Genomic DNA, 19,117 nt, shown 5'->3' with positions numbered 1-19,117 from the left:
CTGCCCCTACGCAGGCAACCTCGTTGACCCCGGATCAACTTGACCCTAGAGATGCCCCTAGTCAGTCTCCTCGGCCCTCGGGATGCTTCAGCCCTCAGTAGCGACGAAGCCACGAAGAGCGATCAGGGCCCTGCCGGAAATGTGACGCCAGCCGGCGGCGAAGTCGCCCCGAAGGCGGCCCATCTGGCGGGCAGACGAGGAGAAGCGGGTGATGGCGAGCGTGACCGGTGACGCGAGTACGAGGACCGTCTTTGTGGACGAGGCGCGCGTCATCCTCAGCGACCTCCAGCACGTCGGCAGCATGAGGGTGGGAACGACCACCCGCGCCCAGATCGACGACGCGGTGCGGATGATGATCCGGAACCTGTCCCGACTCGTGACGTTCGACTGGGACCACCGGCCCGAAGTGCGCGCCCTCGTCGAGAAGACGCGCGTACAGCTCGAAGTGCGGCGCCGGCCGACCACGGAGTCCGCCACCCACTACGCCTTCAACTGGCTCCGCGACAGCGCGGTCATCGGAGCCAGGCTCGCGAACCTCCACCAAGGCGGCCCGGCGGAGCCGCCCGGGACGAGGGCCGAGAAGATCGAGGCACACGGCGTGCAGATCGGCGACTACTACCAGGTGCGCCCCGGGCTTTTCTACCGGGTGGTGGACATGACGACGCCGAAGGTCGGGGTGAAGACCCTGCGCTTCAGCAACGGGAGGACGGCCGTCGTCAGCGGCCTCGTGGACGTGTGGCGTCCCATCGAGCGCGTCTCCAGTGCCGCCGACACCTACGGACCCCCGCCCTACGCCCCGGCGCGTTGATCCACAAGGCCACGCTGATCCTGATGCTCGTCGCGGTGAGCGCAGGCGCAGCGGCACTGTGCATCCACCTCCCCCCTAAGTCGGCCGCGCCTCCGGGAGAGCCCCCTTGCCCCGGGCACGTGGCCCCCAAGCCCCGGCCCTGGCAGCCGTAAGACCGGATCCACGAGGCCGAGGCCTGACGGTGGCGAAGGCCGGCCAGGTGGTCCGGCTGGACACCCCGGGCGTGGCGTCGAACCCGCACCACTGAACAGCGCATCGACCGCCCCGGAGAGTGGGGACTCCGGGACGGCGCCCCCAACACCTAGCCCCTACAGGAGGGGGAAGTCCATGTCCCACCCCGTTTCCCCGAACACGGTCCTCGCCAACGCCCTCACGCACGCCGAGGATGTCTTAGCGCCGCGCATCCTGAACTGCCCGCCCGAGCGGATCGTGCTGGTCGTCGGCACCCAGATCAACGGGGCCCCGCACCTGGGCACGTCGCTGGTCCAGACCCTGGCCTTCGCCATGGCAGCCCGGCTGCGCCACCGCTACGGCTTCCCCACCGAGGTGCTGTTCGGCGCCCTCGACAACGCCCCGTACGAGCTGGGCACCGACTTCGTCAGCGGCAACACCTATCAGCGCGCCTACGCCCAGGCGCTCAGCGAGCAGGCGCTGCTCGACCTCGTCAGCGCGCTGTACCAGCCCCTGTTCACCGCCTTGTCCAGGCGCCTGGGCATCCCGCACCGCATCGAGACGTACAGCCAGCAGCAGGCCGGCGAGCACTACCGCCGCACCTGGCTTCGGCTCCTGCCCCGCATCGACGCAGCCCGCTGGTGGCTCGACCCCTCCCACGGCACCCCGCACCTGCGCGTGCCCTGCCCGCAGCCCGACTGCGGCTGGGCTGAGAAGCACGCCGAGCGCACCCGGGTCCGCCTCGTCGACCGCGAGGAAGCGCAGATCTCCGCGACCTGCCTCCACCACGGCCCGTACGAGATCACCGTCACGCCCACCACCGGCGGCTACCTCGACCTGGCCACCCTCTACCGGAACCTGGTCAAGGAACTCAGCCTGGCCGACGGCACGGGAACTCTGTACGTGATGGTCAAGGGCGGCGACTGGATCTTCGGCTCCCAGCTCGTCGACGAGGCCCTGCGATCCGTGGGCCTCACCCAGGGCCAGCTCCCCGCCCGGCTGTTCTGCCCCCAGATCGTCACCGACACCGGCGCCAAGCTGTCGAAGTCCCTCATCCGGGAAGGACGCGCCACCCTGCCGGAAGGTGCGGCCCCCTGGATGCTCGACACCCGGCTGTGGCCCGGCAGCGTCACCGAGTACGCCGACCAGCTCCTCGCCGCGACCGAGACCCTGCTGTCCGACCCCCGGCACTTCTTCCGCTCGTACTCGGCCGCCGAGGTCGGCCGACTGATCACCGTTCCGCCGCCCAGGAGTGTTCCTTCCCGATGAGCCACCGCACCACCCGCCTCCACGAGCTGAACCTCTACCGCCAGTACTTCGAGCTGGTCTCCTCCGGACAGAAGACGACCGAGGTGAGGGTCAAGTACCCGCACCTCGCCGACCTCGCCGCCGGCGACACCATCCGCTTCCGGATCAAGGGCACCGACGAGACCTGCGACGTGAACGTTCTCCGCGTCACCGAGTACCCCGACTTCGAGGCCCTGCTCGACGGGGAGGGGCCGGCCAACGTCAACCCGACCGCCACCCGGGAGCAGCAGCTCGCCAACATCCGCACCATCTACGGCCCCGAGAAGGAAGCCCTCGGGGCCCTCGCGATCAAGATCGAGCTGGTCGCCTCCTAGCACGCCCTGCACCCACCACCGTCATCGGAAGGAACACGACATGACTGTCCTCCTGTCCCCGCCCACCGGGGGCAAGGCCGCCCCGATCGACTCCATCGAGCTGGAGATCACCGGCAAGTGCCAGCTCTCGTGCACGCACTGCCTGTCCGAGTCCAGCCCCCAGGCGACGCACGGCACCATGACGCCCGAGGACTGGCGCACGGTGATCCGCGACGCCGCCGCCCTCGGCATCCGCACCATCCAGCTCATCGGCGGCGAGCCGACCGTCCACCCGCACTGGCGCGAGTTCGCCGAGCTGGCTCTCTTCCACGGCCGGCACGTGGAGGTGTACTCGAACCTCTTCCACGTGGCCCCCGCGTGGTGGGGTCTGTTCGAGCGCGACGGCGTCACCCTCGGGACGAGCTACTACAGCGACGACCCCGACGAGCACGACCGGATCACGGGCAAGCCCGGCAGCTACACCCGTACGCGGGCGAACATCCAGGAAGCGGTCCGCCGGGGGATCGAGATCCGCGCCGGCATCGTCGACATCCTGCCGGGGCAGCGCGTCGCCGAGGCGCGAGCCGAGCTGCTGTCCATGGGCGTCAAGAACATCAACACCGACCGCGTCCGCGCCGTCGGCCGCGCCGCCCTGCCCGGCACGAAGCCCACCCTCGACGAGATGTGCGGACAGTGCACCCGAGGACGCGCCGCCGTTCTGCCCAACGGCGACCTCGCCGGCTGCGTGCTCTCCCGCGACTTCCCGGCCGGCAACGTGCGCGAGACCCGGCTTGCCCAGCTTCTCGGCGGGCAGGCCTGGGCCGACCTCGCGGCGGCCGTTCCCCAGCCGGTGCGCAACGCGTGCACCCCGTCGGACTCGAACGACTGCGACCCGGCGCGTACAACCGCCTGCGACCCGAAGTACTGACCTGGGAGGCTCGGCGGTATGGACTGGGAAACACACGCGATAGCTCTCGCGGACCGGGTAACCGATCCCGATTCACGATGGCTGCCCGCCGTGGCGGGAACCGCACGGCACCGGCTGATCCCTGCGTGGTGGGAGAAGACGTCCGCTGGGTGGGAGCTGCGGAGGGGAGCCGACGACACCAGCGCGTGGATGGCGGCGGCCTACTCGGACCTGTCCCTGGTGACCAGGGTGGGGCCGCTGCACGCCGACCACGCGCAGCCCGGAGACAACCCCACGGGGGTGCCGACGTCGTCCGCCACGCTGCCAGGCCTGGTCGTCCAGATGCTGCGGCACGGGCGCCTGGGAGACGGCCTGTCCGTCCTCGACCTCGGGACCGGAGCCGGCGGACTGACCGCCTACGCCTGCCACCGGTACGGCGCCGACTGCGTCACGAGTCTGGATGTCGACCCGTACCTGACCGAAGCGGCGGGAACCCGGCTCGCTTCCCTCGGCCACCACCCGAAGATGGTGACGGCGGACGCGACCGAGCACATCCCGGGCCTCTACGAGCGGATCGTGTCCACGGTCGGGCTGCTCCCAGGCCCCGGCCTCCGGCCCACCCTCGACGCCCTCATGCCCGGGGGCCGCATCGCAACGACCCTCGGACGCACCTGCCTGATCGTCACGGGCTGGAAGCACGCCAGCGGCGACGTGGTGGGCACGGTCGCGCGCGACATGGCCGGCTTCATGCTGACCAGGTCCGAAGACGACTACCCGCCCGACCTCTCCGAGCTGCTGGCCCTGGCCCTTACCGCGGAGGGTGAAGAGCGCAGCACGGGGCGCTACCCGGTGGTGGACCTGTCCGCCTCCTGGGAGCTGAGGTCGATGCTGGAAGTCACCTGCCCCGGCGTCGAGTTCACCTTCGCCTCGGTCGGCGACCTGCGGACCACGCGACTCGCTCACCCGGACGGATCGTGGGCCCGAGCCACCGGCGAATGGACCGACCCACCCGAGGTGCACCAGGGCGGCCCCCGCCGGCTGTGGACCGAGCTGGAGCGCATCCGTACGCGGCTGCTCACCGAGGGCTCGCTCCCGCTCCTTGGAGCCCGTGTTCGCATCACCCCTGACGGAGTCGTGCACCTCTCGCGCGGCCAGTGGCGAGCCACCATGGGCGCCTAGCACCTTGACCGCCCCGGCCGTCCTCGGTCGGGGCGGTCGCAGGCCTTCACGCGCCACGGAGGCTTTAGACCACCGGGGGAGCGGGAGGCTGAGGGGGCTGCGCCTGTCCAGCCGCCCCCATGGCCGTGCGCATCGCTGGAGAGATCGCCCTCATGTCGTACTCGTCGCTACGGCGCAGGACAAAGACCTTTACCAGAGCCAAGAGGCTGGGGCCGCACAGCAGAATCGACAGCCACCACTGGTCCTTCGCCACGAAAACGCCAGCGCCGAGCATTGCGATGGCCACCGTGCTTCCGGCGATGAGACCGGCCATGTACCGCGTATGCTCGCGTCGCTCCCGGACGGCCTGAGCTTCCTGCTGCGCAGTCTCCTGCTGCATTTTCAGCCGGAACATGCGCTCCTTGTGCTCGCGTTGCAGCTGAGGCTCCAGCCCCTTGAGAGCAACCTCCAGCTGTGCAGCATCCAGTGCGGTGCCCCACTTCGCCGCGATCTGCAAGCCGGCAGACACGATAGGGTCCTGGCCAGGCGTCTGGGGCGCGGGGAGGGTCCCCTGGTCCTCCGTGGTCACTGCTGGGCCCCTCCACCGCCGCTAGAGGCGGGTGCGTAGTCAACTTCGGTCGGCTCAGGGGGAGGCCCGAGTCGGATGAACATCATGGCCAACGCGTGGTCGATGGTCCCCTCAGAGGAGTCCGCGACCTTCGCCAGTTCTTCTCTTGGGAAATATCTCCCACTGAAGGAAGACTCCTTCTTCAGATCCTTCAGTAGTGCTTCAAGGGTTCGTCGGATGTTCTGAAGGTCGAATTCTGGGAGATCATTCAGAGGATAGTTTTCGAGAACTGAAGAGTTCGCGAAAAGCCACCTTGTGGCCTTCAGTCTTTCGGGTGGACTGAGTCCTTCGAGATGCGCAATGAAGTTATCTGGAATCTTCCGACCGGAAGCTACCTCTAGGAGGGTTGCCTGTAGCAACTCCATTGGAATTTTTGTGGCCGGAGCGGGGGTGTGCACAGTCGGAGGATCTGTGAATCGGAATAGCAAACCTGCTGTACCGATTGCCGGATCGGTGATTGGTTCCTCTGAATTCAGCGCATCGATGGATACGTTAAATACGCGGTTAGCTTGGTGTATGTCCGCCTGTACGGAGATGGAGCGGGCCTCATATGCAACCGCTTGCGCGCCAGTGGCGTCGCGATCACGATTTGGCTGCGCTTGACGACCGCCGAACGGGCGGCCTGTGATCATCACACCCGCGCTCGCGGCAACGGAGCGAGCGAGTCGAGCCAGTCCATTCTGCACCGCGCCCATCGTCCCCCCTCCCTGGCCAGTCTTCACGGTACCGCACGCCCTGCCGGTGCCAACAGGCGCGATACGGACGTCAGTCGTGCCTCTTGGGGGTCAACTTAGATGCTGAGCTGCGTGTTTGCGGAGCGGAGCAGCCCAAGGCTACGCTCGCGGGCAGTCAGATACCCTGATTCGGAGGGGTAGTTCTGGCGTTAGCCCATCGAGGGGTCTCGTAGCGAGCCCTGCTTGGGAGCGTCCATTCGGTCTGGGGTAAGTACCTCAGGGCGGGTGGAAGGCCACAAGGCCAACTGAAGACGGTGAACGGAACAAGCCGACGCCGGGAGCCCGCAGTACCGCAGCAACAACATGAGTTTCGGTGACCAACGTCATCCGGTCTCAACGATTGCCCACGCGTGGTTGCGAACGCGTGGGGACACGACTAGCGGGCGGTCGTGTTTGGCAGGAATTGACCTGCCTTCGTTGGGATCGGCGCCCTCCTCTGTGCGGAGACGCCTCTCTTCGAAGGCGCCCGCACCTGTGAGGAAACGTGAGTACTTCGACGACGCTTCAGCTCCTTCAGAGCTACCCGGTGCCGACCCTCGCGCTGGTTCTACTAGCAATGTTCGCGATCGACCGCATGACCCGCGCCTGGACGTTCCACGTCTCTATGCGCGGCGCGCCGCCGGCTGACCGCCCGGCCATCATGCGCGAGCACAAGAACATGTGGCAGATCCGCCGCAAGCCGCCCACCATGTACTGACTCTTCTAGGGGCAGGCGTTCGGAACGTAAAGAGCCCCTTCGCCGTCAAGGTGCGGGGGCCTATTTTCCGTGGGATCTCACACGAGCCTAAATCCATTGAGCGAGCCTCAAAAAAGCGACACTCGGCACCCGTGACGGGGCATTAGTAGCGATTTGGTGCGTGGAAGTCGGGTGGTCGAAGCTCCGCTTAGGTGTCCAGTCTGCTACTGCCAACAGGGGGGGTAAAATGGGTTATTTCGCATAATTTACGAATCCCGCCTCTGTCGGGATTTCTCTCAGCCTTCGTTAGGTCTTCATCTTCGCAAGGGTTTGCTGTACCCTCCAGTCGCCTGTGACCTGGGGAGGGTTCGGGTGAGTTCAGTCAAACACCTAAGTGAACTGAGTTGCTGGGGGGATTTTGCGATCCATTAAGTCGTTTAGCTTGCAGGTCGCGATGGTGGCGCTTTCGCTGACCCTAGGGGCTGGTGCGGGGTTGGCTTGGGCCGCCGCGACCGACAATATGGTGCCAACCATGCGGTACCTCTCTTATTGCGGGACTGGCGATGGATTTATATGCCAGACGGACAATGCGGGTGTCTATTACTACATGGACCAGGCTGATGGCGCCGGGGACGGAAAGGATAATAAGCTCGAAGCGGATGATCAGGAAATGGTTCGCAAAGTTCTAGCCAATTCCTATAATCCTACCGACCTCAACATCTACTACGACTCTACTCCGGTCTGGTCGGGTAGTTCTGAGACGGACATCTACTTCGAGGAGGATGACGTTCCTAGCGGGTCCGATGGGACTACCAGGTGCAACGATTCTGAAGATCCTGCTCTGGGCCGCTATGAGTGCGATCAGCACTACATAACCATCAGGTGGGGCTTCTATGACTACGGAATGACTTGTCATGAGACTGGGCATGCGGTTGGGCTGCTTCACGGGGATATGTCCCACCCGCAGGTCGATAAAACGGATGAGTCGGTGATGCATTGCATGGCCACGCCTGTAAGTGCTTCAGGTGTTGGCCTCGGGCCCACCAATGTGGAAAACATCAACGCCACCTACTGAGGAGTAAGTGCATGAAGCGCCATGCTCGATTCGCTGTCCTCTGTGCCTCGCTCGCTCTGGTTGCAGGACTGGGTACCGCATTGGCAGTGCAGGGGGGCTCCGATGACGAACCGCGTATTTCGTTTGCCAATAGTTCCGATAGCTACCCGGCGGCTACCCCGATCGACTGGGTCACCTATGCCGATCACGTGGTTGTTGTGACTCCCGTGGAGGAAAAAGATCGAGAGGTTCCGGCAGACGAGCGGGAGCGCGGTGAAGGGACGGTCCTGCGCGACCTCAAGCTGCAAGTGAACGACGTGCTTTGGTCGAGTCCGAAGCCCGCGCAGCCTGCTCCGACCGAGATAAGCTGGATCGCTTGGGGTTCGGAATTCAAGAACGGCGACGTAGACAAGCGAATCAAGTTGGCTGCACGCAATAACTCCCGTGTCGAATTGGGTCATACCTACGTAATTCCAATCGTCTGGGAAGAGGAGCGCTGCAGTGAGGGGGACCCACGGCAGCCGGCAAGGTGGAATGCACTCGGTGGCAGTGCGGTGATCCCCTTCGACGGAGGAACGTTGGGGCAAGGAGAATCGGAAGGTAGCGTGTTCACGGTTTCCGAAGCGCACGAAAAGGCGAAGTCCAACCACGCAGAGAAGACCTTCAAGGGCATGATGGTTGGGAAGAAGGACGCCGACCTGATCGCGGAGCTAAAGGCCGCATCCCCCGCCGAGCGGAAGAAACTTAGGCCTGACGCTCCGTGCAAGTAACTAGAGAGCAGGTCCGTCGCGAGCAGCCCACCGCGTACTGACCCTTCGCGGGACGTACCCCGGAACGCAAAAAGGCCCCCCTCCGCCGCGAAGGCAGAGGGGGGCACAGTTTGCCGGGCGCGACCCGGCACGAGACCGGATCACCTCCTAGCTAGGCGGCGTCCTTCTTCAGGAAGGACGGGAGCAGGCTGTCCACGAGCGGCAGCGCCATCAGGCGGGTGACAGCGGCGGCGACGGCGAGAATGACGCCGACGCCGGGGGCCGTCTCCGGGATGCCGGAGGCGTCCAGGAGGAGCGGCATACCTGCGGCGACGGAGACGGCGGTCTGGAAGACCGTGCGCACGGTACGCCGAGTGGAGTCCTTCATGGTTGGTGATCCTTTCTCTTACCGGTACTGCTGGGTCCACGCCGGGTAGGGGTCCGGCGCGGGGTCAGGGCCACGTCGCGCCAGGCCGTCGCGGTCTTCCCGCCACTGCTGGATCTGGCTCCTCGCGGCCGGGGACATCTCCCGGTCGCCGATCGCCACGGCGTGGATGTGGTAGTCGAAGGCCGGCGGCACCCGGAGCCAGGCGACCAGGCCGGCCCGGCGCAGGCACTGCACCAGCTCGTTCCGCTGCGCCGGCGTGAGGCCGGACACGGAGATGTCGACGACACCGCCACCGTCATGGGTGCCGGCGCTGGCGGCGACACCGCCCGGGTTGTACGAGCCCTGGGTGAGGGTGATGGCCCACCCGAAGTCGGCGGCGGCGCGCTCCAGCATCACCTTCGTGCGCTGGTTGACCCGCTTCCCGCCGTACGTCACCCGCCGGTAGTCGTGCGCCGGCTCACCCGGCGCCGGCGGTGCCGGACGGGGCGCAGCGCCGCCCACCAGGCGCAGCCCCAGGCGCTCGATGGTCTGGGGGCCAGGCAGGCCGTCAGCACCGTCCCCCGACCAACCCTGGGACCGCTGGAAGGCGGCGCAGGCGGCCTTCGTCCGGTCCCCGAAGACGCCGTCGACCGGCCCCGGGTCGAAGCCCTTCGCCTTCAGCGCGGCCTGGAAGTCCCTGACGTCGTCGCTGCGGTCGCCGAACTCCAGGTTCGCCAGGCTGACCCCGGCGCCGACGGGTGCCGGCGGCGGGGGAGCGGGCGGCGGGGGAGCGGGCGGTGCCGGTGGCGTCGTCGGTGCCGGTGCCCGGCCAGGCAGCAGGAGCACCTGGCCGACGCCGATGGTGTACGGGGACAGGATGCCGTTGAGGGTGGCGATGTCCTGCCAGCGGACTCCGATGGCGGCGCCGATCCCCGACAGGGTGTCGCCGGCCTTGGCGGTGTACGTGGCGGTGCCGGGCTCCGCCGGGTAGGCAGGGCGGCCGTAGCCGGCGATCGAGTCGGCGTGCCGGACGCGGCGTGCGACCCGGTCCGCTGTGTTCCCCTCGATCGTGAGGATGTCGCGGCCGTTGACGCCGGTGACGATTCCGACGTGGTCGATGGCGGCGATGCTGTTGCTGCCGTCCCAGTCGAAGAAGACGATGTCCCCGCGCTGGATGCCGGCGACACCGGTGTGCCACTGGCCACGGTTCTTGAACTCCTGCGCGTGGGACACGGTGTAGGCGTCGTCGCTGCCGCCGCTGACGGCTTCGTAGTTCCCGGTGGTGTAGGCCGCCCAGGTGATCGTCATGTCGCACCAGGGAGCCCGGCGGTAGTACTCGCCCTGACGGTCGGCGTACCAGTTGGTGACGATGTTGGGGCGGCCGACGGTGCCGAGCAGCGACTCCATCTTCTTGATCATCGCTTCGCTGCTCACCGGTACACCCCGTTCTCGTCGGGCTCGCCGTAGATCTCGCGAAGCAGAGCCTCCTCGTAGCTGACGGTGGCGCCGTTGCCGGTCTCCCTCAGGCGGTGGCCGGAAGGCGGAACGAGGTCCGCCTCCGTCTCCGGGGTCGCTACGATCAGGCCCTCCTGTGCAGGGAGGTCCGTGGGCCGCCCCCTGCCCGGGGCGGCCTTCTCTGCTTTCTTAGGCATCCTTCGCCTCCTCCTCGTCGATGTTGGAGAGGGCAGCTCGGAGCCAGGCCCGGTAGTTCGCGCGGCGGGCCTTGAGCATTTCGATCTTCTCGGCCAGCTCGGCGCGCTCGGTCTCCAGCCGGTTGAGGATCGCCTGCCGCTCCGCCTCGGCCGTGTGCTTGATGCTGTCGGCGTCGGCACGGGCAGCGGCCCGGATCTTGCCAGCCTCCGTGTTGGCCTCGGCCTCGACCTGGTCGGCGGTGCGCTGGGCGGCGGCCAGGATGCGCTCGGCGCCAGCGGCCGGGGGGACCGGTATGACGCTGGTGACTGCGTCGGCGGAGGCGCGCTGGGCCACGGCCAGGTCGGACCGCAGCCGGACGACGCTCGCTTCCAGATCAGTGACGCGGGCGAGCGCCGACCGGTAGTCGGCCTCGACCAGGTCGAGGAAGTCGTCGACCTCGTCCTGGTCGTAGCCCTCCCGGAGGCGGGTAGTGCCGAACTGCTTCTTGCCGATGTCTGCGGGTGTGAGCATCGATCCTCTCCATGTTCAGTTGTGCGTTTGGAAGTGTTCGATTCCGTTTGATCAACTTCCTTGACCGCTCTGAAGATCGCGGTACCCTCGGGCTTGTCCCGCCCATCGGCTGCCCACCGCCGGCCGCGAACCGTTCGTGCATACGGCCTGATCCGTCCGCCTCGGCGACCGCAAGGGAGCCGGGGTGGCAGGTACGACGTACTGAGGCACAAGCGGGGTTGAGCTTGAACCTCAGCCACAGGACGCGCGCGGGAGAGCGCCCTCGCTGAAGCTCGGGCGCCCTCGCGCTGGGCGGATCGAACACATCCCGACACCCCAGCTGGGCGTCAGACAGTGACCCCGTGGCTGCGCAGCCACCTGGTCGGGTCAAGGAAGACGCCGGTGGAGAACGCCGTCGGATCCGTCCGCACCTCGAAGTGCAGGTGCGGCCCCGAGCTGTTGCCGGTCGAGCCGACGTATCCGATCCGCTCGCCAGCGGCGACCGTCTGCCCCTTCCCGACGGTGTAGCCGCTCAGGTGGGCGTACAGGGTGTAGATGCCGCCGCCGTGCTCCAGCACGACGTGGTTGCCGTAGGCGGCGCCGGCCGCGTTGATCGCGACCACCGTGCCGGCGGTCGCCGCCTTCACCGGCGTGCCGGACGGGGCGCTGATGTCCAGGCCCGAGTGCCCGCCCGCCGACCGGCTCATCGAGCCGCCGGCGCCGACGATCAGGCCGTCGCCGATGGAGCCGGCGACCGGCAGCACGTGCGACGCGGACGGCGCCGGGGTCGTCGGCGCCGGGGTCGGTTTCGGCGACGGTGCCGGTGTCGGCGTCGGGGTGCCGCTGCCACCGTCGGGCACCGGCTTCGGGTACTTCACCGCGTCCGAGGGCATGTCGCGGAGGTGAGCCCAGCCCTTCGGGCCGATCTGCACGTCGGGCTTGCCCTCGACGCTGCGGTACTCGGGGTGCTCGTCGTGGAAGCGGCCGACAGCTTCCTCCGTCTTGGGCCCGTAGGTGTCGGCGCGCTCGACGGTCTTCGACATGAAGCCCACACGCTGAAGCTCGGCCTGGAGGGCTTTCGCGGACGGCGTCTTCTCTCCGGCCTTCGGCAGCCCGTCCTTGTAGGGGTCGGTTGCCGGGGCCTCGTGGCCGGGCAGGGTCAGCTTCATCCCGGCCTTGATCAGGTTCGGGTTGGGGCCGATGACGTCCTTGTTGATCTCGTAGAGCCGCTGCCAGCCGCCGTCGATCTTGAGGGTGGTGGCGATCCTGGCGAGGTAGTCGCCGGCCCTGACCACGTACACCCCGTCGTCGCCGTCGCTGTCGTCCACCGGCGGCGGAGTCGGAGCCGGCGTGGGGGTCGGCGTCGGGGTAGGAGCTGGCGCCGGAGCGCCGTAGGGGGTGTTGGAGAGTCCGACGCCGCAGACGGGCCAGGCGCCCTTGCCCTGTGGCTTGAGGCTCCCGTAACCCTTCCACAGCACGCGCTCTGCGACCGTGATCTGCTGGGTCTTGGTGGCGCGGTCGGCGCGGTCGGCGAACTCCAGCCCGCCGTACGCCTCCCACGTCGACTGGGTGAACTGAAGGCCTCCGTAGAAGCCGTTGCCGGTGTTGATGGACCAGTTGCCCGAGGACTCACACTGAGCGGTGGTCTCCCATTCGGATGCGGTCGCCGCGTTCGCGGATCCGGCGAGAGCAATGGGGACGACGGATCCACCGGACAGGAGCGCGGTGGCGCCGAGAGCTATTCGCTTAGCGGAGTTCGGCTGAGTGGGGCGTGCGTGTCGTCCCTTGGACATTTCTTCTTACCTCATTATTCAGTTTTTGAGGTTCACTACGTACATGACGACGGTCGCTATCAGAGATAGCGATGCCACCAGTACGGCTATGGTGGGGAGCGGGAATTTTCGCTCCTCCAGTTTTCGAATGCGGGTCTCGTGGTCCTCGCCCCGGCTCTTGTTCAGCTCCAATAGCTGATCCATCTTCACTTCGAGCACGGCGAGACGGGTCTCGACGGTTGCCGGCTGCCCCTCTGGAATCACAGGAAGTACTCCACTCCGTTCAAGCTGGCCCAGGCCGGTACGGTCGCGGTGTGTTGGTGGGCGCCGCCGAAGAAGCCGTGGTCGTGGCTGGCCCCCACGCTGTGGTCGTGACCGCCGTCGGAGCTGGTGACGCCGCCCGAGTCGCCAGCGTGGTTGTGGGTCCCGCCCACCGACGTGAACGAGCTGATACTCGTGAAGCCGACGTCGCCGCTGACCGTGGACGTGGAGGTCGAGTAGGTGTGTCCGGTGAGGAGCACCCGGCCGTCGGTGTGGAAGTCCCAGACGACGGACGTGGCGTTGTTGACCTGGCGAGCAGCCACCACCGAACGGTGCGACTTCGGTCGGTACTCGGCGGCCAGGGCCTCCGCGGAGTCGATCATGGTGGACGAGCCGTTCGGGTCCCACCCGCCGCGCCACTGCATCTTCCAGGAGCCGTGGTCCAGGATCAGCCGGTAGTAGACGTCGCCGTTGCTGTTGCCGTTGTGGGACCCGTTGGAGAGCGTCGCCTTGATCCAGCCGCTGCCGGTCTGCCCGAGAGCCGACCCGCTGACGTCGGCGGTGTGCCCGGTGATGACGATGTCCGCGCCCTGCTTGCGGATGTCGACCGTCTGGCCGACGACCGGGGTGTAGTTGTTCATGATGCGGACGCCCGGGATCTCTACCGACGCCGCGCCCTGGATCTGGATCGTCACGGTGGGAGGAAGGCCGGCGTAGTTCACGGCCGTGATGACTCCCTTGACGTGCGTCGAGGGGGTGTACCCGAGGGCGCCGGAGGCCTGCATCTGGGCGGCCAGCTCCCTGATGGCATCGTCGAGGCCGGCGCTGTTGACCGCATGAGTCTCGGCCGGTGTCGGAGCTACGAGGGGCCGGTTAGTTGGGGTTGACATTCGTAGGCCTCTGCTCCCTTAGCGTCAGGGCCTGCGTGCCCGACCTCAACGGAATGCTGAATGCCTCGACGGAGTACAGACCGTCGATCTTTGACCTGGCCCGCTTGACCCGGACGATGTCGCCGCACTCGTACGAGGGGTTGACGATGCCGGTGATGGCGATCCGGGAGGCGGCGCCCAGGATCAGGTTGAGCTGGGCGCGGGCTATCGCCTTGCACTGCTCTTCCGTCTTGGCGAGGTTGTCGGTGATGAACAGCGGCACCTCGCCGTACGGGCCCAGCCGGTAGGTGGGTGAGGTGGGGTTGTCGTCCCAGACCTCGCCGCGCACCGGCGGGAGCTGGTCGCCGATCGACTCTCCGGTGACGATGACGCCGTTGTAGACGCCCTCGTCGTTGAACTCCTTGGTCAGGTCGACCATGGTGTTTCCCTCGCCCTCCACGTACGTGAAGTCCGGGGAGGGGAGGGCGTTCGGGTCGTTCGGCGGGAGGACGGCTAGGCGGCCCTCGACGTCGAAGTAGACCTCGCAGCCCATGGAGCGGGCGAGCTGGAAGACGGCCTCCCACGGGTCGCTGCCGGCATCGAACAGCAGGGGAGCGGTGGTCGTCACCGTCGAGGTGATGGTGTCGTACTGGACCGCCGGGAAGGTCATCTTGATGATGTTCTTCAGGGCGGTCATGGCGTTCGTCCCGGACGCGATGGTGTACGGGACCTTGAACTTGTCCCGCTGCACCGTGCGCGCGCGGTCGTACGCTTCGAGCTGGATCACCGGCGAGCCGGTGTTGCTGTCGGAGATCGACGACTTCGACAGCCGGAACGTACCGAGCTTGCAGACCTCCTGGGAGCCGTCGGCGTACTCGACTCCCCGGTAAGCGCGAAGCTCCGTGCCGTACGGCGTCAGCAGCTCCCCGTCGTCGCGGGGCGTGAGCAGACCCAGGGGGTCGATGCACTGGCAGGACAGCTTCCGCCGTACCGCCGCCGACCTATCGACATCGACCTGGCCGTCCGTGGCCGGCAGCCGGATAAGTTTCTGATCCGGGCCGATCACGTCGATCCACGAGACGATCGTGTGAGAGCCGTGAATCTCGCGGTAGAACCGATCCGACTGCGTCGGCATGGCCACTCCATATTCAGTTGTGCGGTCCGGCTTACTCCTCCGGCTTCACCTGGACGAACTTGCAGGTCACAAACTTCACGGGGTCCGTTGTCCGCCGTTGCTGGCTAACCGCCAGGTTGGAGACGGTCAGGGCGTCGACCGGCCGTACCCACCATGCGTAGTCGGTGTCACTCTGGAGCAGCAGAGTGCGTTTAGCCCTCAGCAGCCGGTAGAGCGCCGCCTCCTCCTGCCGGTCGCAGACGACCGTGATGGTGAGCGAGTCGGCCTTGTAGCCCTCGGTCACGACCACCGGGTAGTCCTCGCCCAAGGGGTGGAAGACAGTCGCGGTGTTGTCGGTCGTGACGACCACGTCCTCGTACTTCACTCGGAGGCGAAGCGCCGTGGACAGATCCTGGAAGTCCTTCAGCCACCAGTTGAGCGCCGAAAAGCTGACCTCGTTGCTCTCCGGCCCCCAGCCCGAGGCGAAGACCTCGCCCTGGAGCCCGTACGAGATCGTCTGCACCCGGTACTTCCGCACGTTCAGCGGCACCACCGAATGGTCGACGTACGCCAGCTGGCCTGTGTCCGAGCGGAAGGCTGGGGGTATCAGTCGCTGCCCGGGCAGGTCGGTCCAGCTGGAGAAGCCGGTGCCGGTGTCGTCGGTGTACTGGATGATCGGCTTCGACCAGACGGGGTGTTCCGTCCGGGACGTGCCGTTCCTCCAGGCTGGCGTCTCACCAGCGACCGGCGCCCCGAGCATGAGCCCGACGCGGTCGAACTTCACGATGTCATCGGTCTCCCGCCCCAGCGCGGACAGGACCGGCCGCATCCGGGTCGTGCCTTCCGGCACGGTGAATGTCGCCCACGCCTTGTTCCAGGTCGCCGTGTTGAACACGGCGCCGTTGGCCGAGGCATCGCTGATCGCCTGGTTGGCCCGGGCGAACTCCACGCCGAGGACAGGGGTGCCGTCGCTCGTGCCCAGGAAGCTGGCCATCACGGTGACCTTGTGCCCGGCCAGGTCGAGGATGTCCGGGTCCATCTCGGAGATGTCCACCCAGACGTTCGGCCGCGCCGAGGCGACGTTGGCGGGAACGCTGGAGGCTGGCTTCAGGATGCCGATCCAGGACGCCATCGAGCCGGCGAACCCGTTCCCGCCGCCGGCGAACTGCCCGTACAGCGATGTGGCCCCGGCCGGGATGACCCCGTTGGAGTCGTACACGGCGGTGCTCATCCACGGGTTCGAGGCGCCGTTGTTGTTGTCGACGCGCTCAGTCTCGTTGCCCGGCTGCGCCGGTGGCGCCGAGAGCGGCTTGAGGATGCCGATCCATCCGACAGCGGCGAAGAAGTTGCCGCTGGGGACGTTCGACTGGCTGTTGCTGACCGAGTTGATCTGTCCGGTCCGCTTGTGCGTACCCGTAGAGATCGGCCCGTTGGAGTCCGAGAAGCTGAGGACCGCATCGGGGAAGTTGTCGAGACTCGTCGAGGAGTCGCAACGCTCGGACACGTCCCCTGAACTCCAGGAAGACGCGAAAGGCGTCGTCGCGCCGAACATGCAGACACGCCAGGCGGCGGAGTTCGTGTTCGTCACCTCAGGGGTGGGAACCTTGGACGTGTTGTGGATACCGGCGGAGTTCTGTGCGATGAACTGATTCGCCGCGTCATCGCAATTCCGATAGGCGACCACCTGTGTCACCTTCGGCTGCCCGGCGGCGCTGTGCGTCCCCGTCCAGGACTGGGGCTCGCTGCTGCCCGCCGTCCGCTTGAGGATCGCCATGGTGACGTCACCGGAGTGCACGCCGCCGTCGCTGGAGCCGGAGAAGGGCTGGGTGTGCCACTTCACCAGTGTCCAGCCGGTCGGCGGGGTGACGGTGGGGGCGTAGCCGCTCATCACGACCGACGCGATCATGAAGTCGCCGGCCTGCACGCCCGTCGGCTTGTGGATCGTGTAGCTGGTCGTGCTGCTGTGCTGCACCCACTTCGAAGAGGCTCCGACGAACGAGATCGGCGGAGCATCCGCGCCCGGCGGAGCCACCCGGTTCGCCGAAAAGGTGGCGCCGGCCAGGTCGTCGCTGGCCGCGAAGGCCCCGACCCGCCACGCGTTCGGGTCGGTGTTCTGGACGATCTGCGTCCGGTGGACCGGGGAGCCGCCGGGGTCCTTCCTAATGTTGTCGGCGATGAACTGGTCATCGGCGTGCGCCGTGCCGCTGTACGCGACCACCACGGCCGTCCTGCGGGACGAGGCAGTGGCCAGCTTGCCCGTCGTCCAGGACGAGGGGTCCGAGGACGTCGCGGTCCGCTTGAGGACGTGCAGCGAGACGTCGTACGTCGAGTCGTCGTCCACCGTGGCGCTCGCCACCAGGGACCAGCCCGTCGGAGGCACGATCGAGCCGCCGGCCGTCGAGGTGACGAAGGCAAGGAGGAGATCGTTCTGCACTGTGCCGGCGGGCTTGTTCAGGGTGTAGTTCGTGCCGGACGTCGGCGACGTGAAGACTGTGCCGGTCGCGCGGAACGCGATGGCTGAGGCGGCCCCCACGTACTGCATCTGCTGACACAGCAGTCCGTGACCGCCGGTGCCGCTGACAGCAGTCCGCGTGACGGTCGTCGCCGAGTTCGCCTGCTCCCACTCCTCGACCGCCGACTCGGGATCGTCGGCCGTGGCCAGGTAGGAGGAAAGGAGGTTGTGCGACTGGTGGCCGCCGTCGGTCCAGGCCGAGTTCGTGCCGTACATCAGGCCGGCGTGGTCGACGTAGTGGACCTCGGCCACGTTCGGGCTGACGATCTCCACCTTGAGCTTCGCGTACAGCGCGGCGGCCGGCGTCGTGCCGGTGCCGACCAGCTCGCTCCAGGTGGTGGCGGAGTCGGTGAGGCTGACTGCCGTCGTGCTGCTGAGGTACGTGAACGTCTCGTCGTAGAAGTCGGCCCACAGCCGCGCGGTGCGCGCCGACGAGCCGGCGAGCACCTGGGCCCGGCACGTCACCGGCAGGCCCGGCGCGACCTCGACGAACGTCGTCTCCGCCGACATCGTCGCCGCTGCCGTCGCCGTCAGGGACATCGAGGCCAGGCCGCCGCCGTACGCCTTGGAGACGACCCGCGCCAGCGAGGCGCCGGAGCCAGTCCACTCCAGGGGGTCGGAGGCGATCTCGAAGTCGGCCTGCTGCACCGACAGCAGGTTCGAGGCGTCCCGCATGCGCAGCTGCGCCGATGAGGTGTAGGTGTCGGGGATCGCGGAGGGGACGCCGACACCGGGGGTGCCGCCCTCGCCGGCGTTGTCGTCGCCGGGGACGCCGGGCGACGGCGCGTTGATGGTGAAGTCTTTGTAGGCCCAGTCCGACTTCGCGTTGTGCTCGGACCAGACCCGGACGTATACCCGGTACCCGTTGTTGTTGAGCGTGGTGCTGATCTGGTGCTGGGGAGCGGAGCCGGTCTGGGCCTGGTCGTAGAGAGGGGGCTCCGTTTCCGGGTTGAAGGTGTTGACCGCCGCCACCTGCTGCGAGGTGAACAGCTTGATCTGCGCCTTGAGCTGCGGCTCGCCCTCGGACTGGCTGTAGGTCCACTTGACCAGGGGGGAGGGCGAGACGCTGGTGCCGGTCGGCGCCGTGACGACCGCCTTGGGCTTCACGTGATAGTTGACCTTCACGTAAAGCTGGGAGATCTGAACGGCGTCGAAGAGGTCGTTCAGGGAGTAGATGCGGAGCCGGAGCTTGTTCAGGCGGTGGATGTCCCACGCCTTGCCCATGGGGTCCTTGGTGTAAGTCCCGACCTCGTGGGTGGTGAACGCGCTCGTCGCCTGGAGCGTGCGCGACGTGTACCGCGACATGTTCTCCGATGAGAGCACGTTCACCGTCACGGTGCGGGGTCCCGACCCGGCGTTCGTCCTCATGCGGATGATGACGGTTACCGAGTCGATGATGGCCCCTGCCGGCAGGTCTTCCGAGTCGATCGGGAAGGTGACCGTGGCGCTGCCCCGGTAGACGGGACAGCGGACGTAGCAGTCGTCCTCCAGGAACCCGATCACTTCCCACACCTCAGTGACGTTCGAGCCGACGAGTTCCCACCCGTCGTTCTCGATGTCACCGCTGGGGAGAAGCTGGAACGACTGCGCCATC

At 67.1% G+C, this 19,117-nt stretch carries 19 protein-coding genes; 8 read left to right on the top strand and 11 right to left on the bottom strand.

Annotated elements, in window-relative coordinates; all coding sequences use genetic code 11:
* Positions 1 to 211: 211 nt before the first annotated feature.
* From ACFVQZ_RS03340 to ACFVQZ_RS03320, 5 genes are all read left to right on the top strand, one after another.
* Entirely contained in the window at positions 212 to 808 is a 597-nt protein-coding gene (locus ACFVQZ_RS03340; RefSeq protein WP_383619275.1) for a hypothetical protein, read from the top strand.
* Between the two features lie 327 nt (positions 809 to 1,135).
* Positions 1,136 to 2,248 (top strand): hypothetical protein, encoded by a 1,113-nt coding sequence (locus tag ACFVQZ_RS03335; protein WP_383619273.1) that lies wholly within the window; start codon positions 1,136 to 1,138, stop codon positions 2,246 to 2,248.
* Positions 2,245 to 2,601: an ASCH domain-containing protein gene (locus ACFVQZ_RS03330; protein WP_383619271.1), complete on the top strand. Its 357-nt coding sequence runs from the start codon at positions 2,245 to 2,247 to the stop codon at positions 2,599 to 2,601. The genes ACFVQZ_RS03335 and ACFVQZ_RS03330 overlap by 4 nt, the downstream gene beginning before the upstream one ends.
* Positions 2,602 to 2,641: 40 nt before the next feature.
* Positions 2,642 to 3,508: a radical SAM protein gene (locus ACFVQZ_RS03325; RefSeq protein ID WP_383619269.1), complete on the top strand. Its 867-nt coding sequence runs from the start codon at positions 2,642 to 2,644 to the stop codon at positions 3,506 to 3,508.
* A gap of 18 nt (positions 3,509 to 3,526) precedes the next feature.
* Positions 3,527 to 4,666, top strand: coding sequence for a methyltransferase type 11 (locus ACFVQZ_RS03320; protein ID WP_383619268.1), 1,140 nt, complete (start codon positions 3,527 to 3,529; stop codon positions 4,664 to 4,666).
* Positions 4,667 to 4,730: 64 nt separating this feature from the next.
* Here the strand turns inward: ACFVQZ_RS03320 and ACFVQZ_RS03315 are convergent, their stop codons facing one another.
* Positions 4,731 to 5,174, bottom strand: coding sequence for a hypothetical protein (locus tag ACFVQZ_RS03315; RefSeq protein ID WP_383619266.1), 444 nt, complete (start codon positions 5,172 to 5,174; stop codon positions 4,731 to 4,733).
* Positions 5,175 to 5,230: 56 nt separating this feature from the next.
* Positions 5,231 to 5,638, bottom strand: a complete 408-nt coding sequence (locus ACFVQZ_RS03310; protein ID WP_383619264.1) for a hypothetical protein — start codon at positions 5,636 to 5,638, stop codon at positions 5,231 to 5,233.
* An 853-nt stretch (positions 5,639 to 6,491) separates the two neighbouring features.
* Here ACFVQZ_RS03310 and ACFVQZ_RS03305 point away from each other — a divergent pair.
* The 3 genes from ACFVQZ_RS03305 (at position 6,492) to ACFVQZ_RS03295 (ending at position 8,507) form a co-directional block, all read left to right on the top strand.
* A complete protein-coding gene (locus ACFVQZ_RS03305) occupies positions 6,492 to 6,704 on the top strand; it encodes a hypothetical protein (protein ID WP_383619262.1) in 213 nt (70 codons plus the stop codon).
* A 421-nt stretch (positions 6,705 to 7,125) separates the two neighbouring features.
* Complete coding sequence (locus tag ACFVQZ_RS03300) at positions 7,126 to 7,758, top strand: hypothetical protein (protein WP_383619260.1); 633 nt, start codon at positions 7,126 to 7,128, stop codon at positions 7,756 to 7,758.
* Between the two features lie 11 nt (positions 7,759 to 7,769).
* Positions 7,770 to 8,507: a hypothetical protein gene (locus tag ACFVQZ_RS03295; RefSeq protein ID WP_383619258.1), complete on the top strand. Its 738-nt coding sequence runs from the start codon at positions 7,770 to 7,772 to the stop codon at positions 8,505 to 8,507.
* Between the two features lie 151 nt (positions 8,508 to 8,658).
* Here the strand turns inward: ACFVQZ_RS03295 and ACFVQZ_RS03290 are convergent, their stop codons facing one another.
* The 9 genes from ACFVQZ_RS03290 to ACFVQZ_RS03250 all read right to left on the bottom strand — a co-directional run bounded on the left by ACFVQZ_RS03290 (position 8,659) and on the right by ACFVQZ_RS03250 (position 19,116).
* Positions 8,659 to 8,874, bottom strand: a complete 216-nt coding sequence (locus ACFVQZ_RS03290) for a hypothetical protein (RefSeq protein ID WP_383619257.1) — start codon at positions 8,872 to 8,874, stop codon at positions 8,659 to 8,661.
* A gap of 18 nt (positions 8,875 to 8,892) precedes the next feature.
* Positions 8,893 to 10,287, bottom strand: coding sequence for a peptidoglycan-binding protein (locus ACFVQZ_RS03285; protein ID WP_383619255.1), 1,395 nt, complete (start codon positions 10,285 to 10,287; stop codon positions 8,893 to 8,895).
* Positions 10,284 to 10,505 carry a hypothetical protein gene (locus ACFVQZ_RS03280; RefSeq protein WP_383619253.1) on the bottom strand — a complete coding sequence of 74 codons (222 nt, stop codon included), beginning with the start codon at positions 10,503 to 10,505 and terminating at the stop codon, positions 10,284 to 10,286. Before ACFVQZ_RS03280 ends, ACFVQZ_RS03285 begins: the two co-directional genes overlap by 4 nt.
* Positions 10,498 to 11,016, bottom strand: coding sequence for a DivIVA domain-containing protein (locus ACFVQZ_RS03275; RefSeq protein ID WP_383619251.1), 519 nt, complete (start codon positions 11,014 to 11,016; stop codon positions 10,498 to 10,500). Before ACFVQZ_RS03275 ends, ACFVQZ_RS03280 begins: the two co-directional genes overlap by 8 nt.
* A 326-nt stretch (positions 11,017 to 11,342) precedes the next feature.
* Positions 11,343 to 12,788, bottom strand: a complete 1,446-nt coding sequence (locus tag ACFVQZ_RS03270; RefSeq protein WP_383619249.1) for a peptidoglycan DD-metalloendopeptidase family protein — start codon at positions 12,786 to 12,788, stop codon at positions 11,343 to 11,345.
* Positions 12,789 to 12,806: 18 nt separating this feature from the next.
* Positions 12,807 to 13,031, bottom strand: coding sequence for a hypothetical protein (locus ACFVQZ_RS03265; protein ID WP_383619247.1), 225 nt, complete (start codon positions 13,029 to 13,031; stop codon positions 12,807 to 12,809).
* Positions 13,028 to 13,813, bottom strand: a complete 786-nt coding sequence (locus tag ACFVQZ_RS03260; protein WP_383619245.1) for a hypothetical protein — start codon at positions 13,811 to 13,813, stop codon at positions 13,028 to 13,030. The genes ACFVQZ_RS03265 and ACFVQZ_RS03260 overlap by 4 nt, the downstream gene beginning before the upstream one ends.
* 88 nt (positions 13,814 to 13,901) lie before the next feature.
* Positions 13,902 to 15,032 carry a DUF5047 domain-containing protein gene (locus tag ACFVQZ_RS03255; protein ID WP_383619243.1) on the bottom strand — a complete coding sequence of 377 codons (1,131 nt, stop codon included), beginning with the start codon at positions 15,030 to 15,032 and terminating at the stop codon, positions 13,902 to 13,904.
* Between the two features lie 31 nt (positions 15,033 to 15,063).
* Complete coding sequence (locus tag ACFVQZ_RS03250) at positions 15,064 to 19,116, bottom strand: hypothetical protein (protein WP_383619241.1); 4,053 nt, start codon at positions 19,114 to 19,116, stop codon at positions 15,064 to 15,066.
* Between the last annotated feature and the right edge of the window lies 1 nt (position 19,117).

Origin of the sequence: Streptomyces sp. NPDC057854 (genome assembly GCF_042797055.1) — a bacterium.
GTDB lineage: Bacteria > Actinomycetota > Actinomycetes > Streptomycetales > Streptomycetaceae > Streptomyces.
The sequence above is the reverse complement of the archived record's forward strand: the minus strand, read 5'-3'. Positions and strand labels throughout refer to the sequence as shown.

Excerpts from the sequence above, each read along its gene's own strand:
- ACFVQZ_RS03320 (WP_383619268.1), top strand. The coding sequence starts at position 3,527 with ATGGACTGGGAAACACACGCGATAGCTCTCGCGGACCGGGTAACCGAT.
- ACFVQZ_RS03255 (WP_383619243.1), bottom strand. The coding sequence starts at position 15,032 with ATGCCGACGCAGTCGGATCGGTTCTACCGCGAGATTCACGGCTCTCAC.
- ACFVQZ_RS03330 (WP_383619271.1), top strand. The coding sequence starts at position 2,245 with ATGAGCCACCGCACCACCCGCCTCCACGAGCTGAACCTCTACCGCCAG.
- ACFVQZ_RS03260 (WP_383619245.1), bottom strand. The coding sequence starts at position 13,813 with ATGCAGGCCTCCGGCGCCCTCGGGTACACCCCCTCGACGCACGTCAAG.
- ACFVQZ_RS03270 (WP_383619249.1), bottom strand. The coding sequence starts at position 12,788 with ATGTCCAAGGGACGACACGCACGCCCCACTCAGCCGAACTCCGCTAAG.
- ACFVQZ_RS03325 (WP_383619269.1), top strand. The coding sequence starts at position 2,642 with ATGACTGTCCTCCTGTCCCCGCCCACCGGGGGCAAGGCCGCCCCGATC.
- ACFVQZ_RS03275 (WP_383619251.1), bottom strand. The coding sequence starts at position 11,016 with ATGCTCACACCCGCAGACATCGGCAAGAAGCAGTTCGGCACTACCCGC.
- ACFVQZ_RS03250 (WP_383619241.1), bottom strand. The coding sequence starts at position 19,116 with ATGGCGCAGTCGTTCCAGCTTCTCCCCAGCGGTGACATCGAGAACGAC.
- ACFVQZ_RS03295 (WP_383619258.1), top strand. The coding sequence starts at position 7,770 with ATGAAGCGCCATGCTCGATTCGCTGTCCTCTGTGCCTCGCTCGCTCTG.
- ACFVQZ_RS03340 (WP_383619275.1), top strand. The coding sequence starts at position 212 with ATGGCGAGCGTGACCGGTGACGCGAGTACGAGGACCGTCTTTGTGGAC.
- ACFVQZ_RS03335 (WP_383619273.1), top strand. The coding sequence starts at position 1,136 with ATGTCCCACCCCGTTTCCCCGAACACGGTCCTCGCCAACGCCCTCACG.
- ACFVQZ_RS03290 (WP_383619257.1), bottom strand. The coding sequence starts at position 8,874 with ATGAAGGACTCCACTCGGCGTACCGTGCGCACGGTCTTCCAGACCGCC.
- ACFVQZ_RS03310 (WP_383619264.1), bottom strand. The coding sequence starts at position 5,638 with ATGGAGTTGCTACAGGCAACCCTCCTAGAGGTAGCTTCCGGTCGGAAG.
- ACFVQZ_RS03280 (WP_383619253.1), bottom strand. The coding sequence starts at position 10,505 with ATGCCTAAGAAAGCAGAGAAGGCCGCCCCGGGCAGGGGGCGGCCCACG.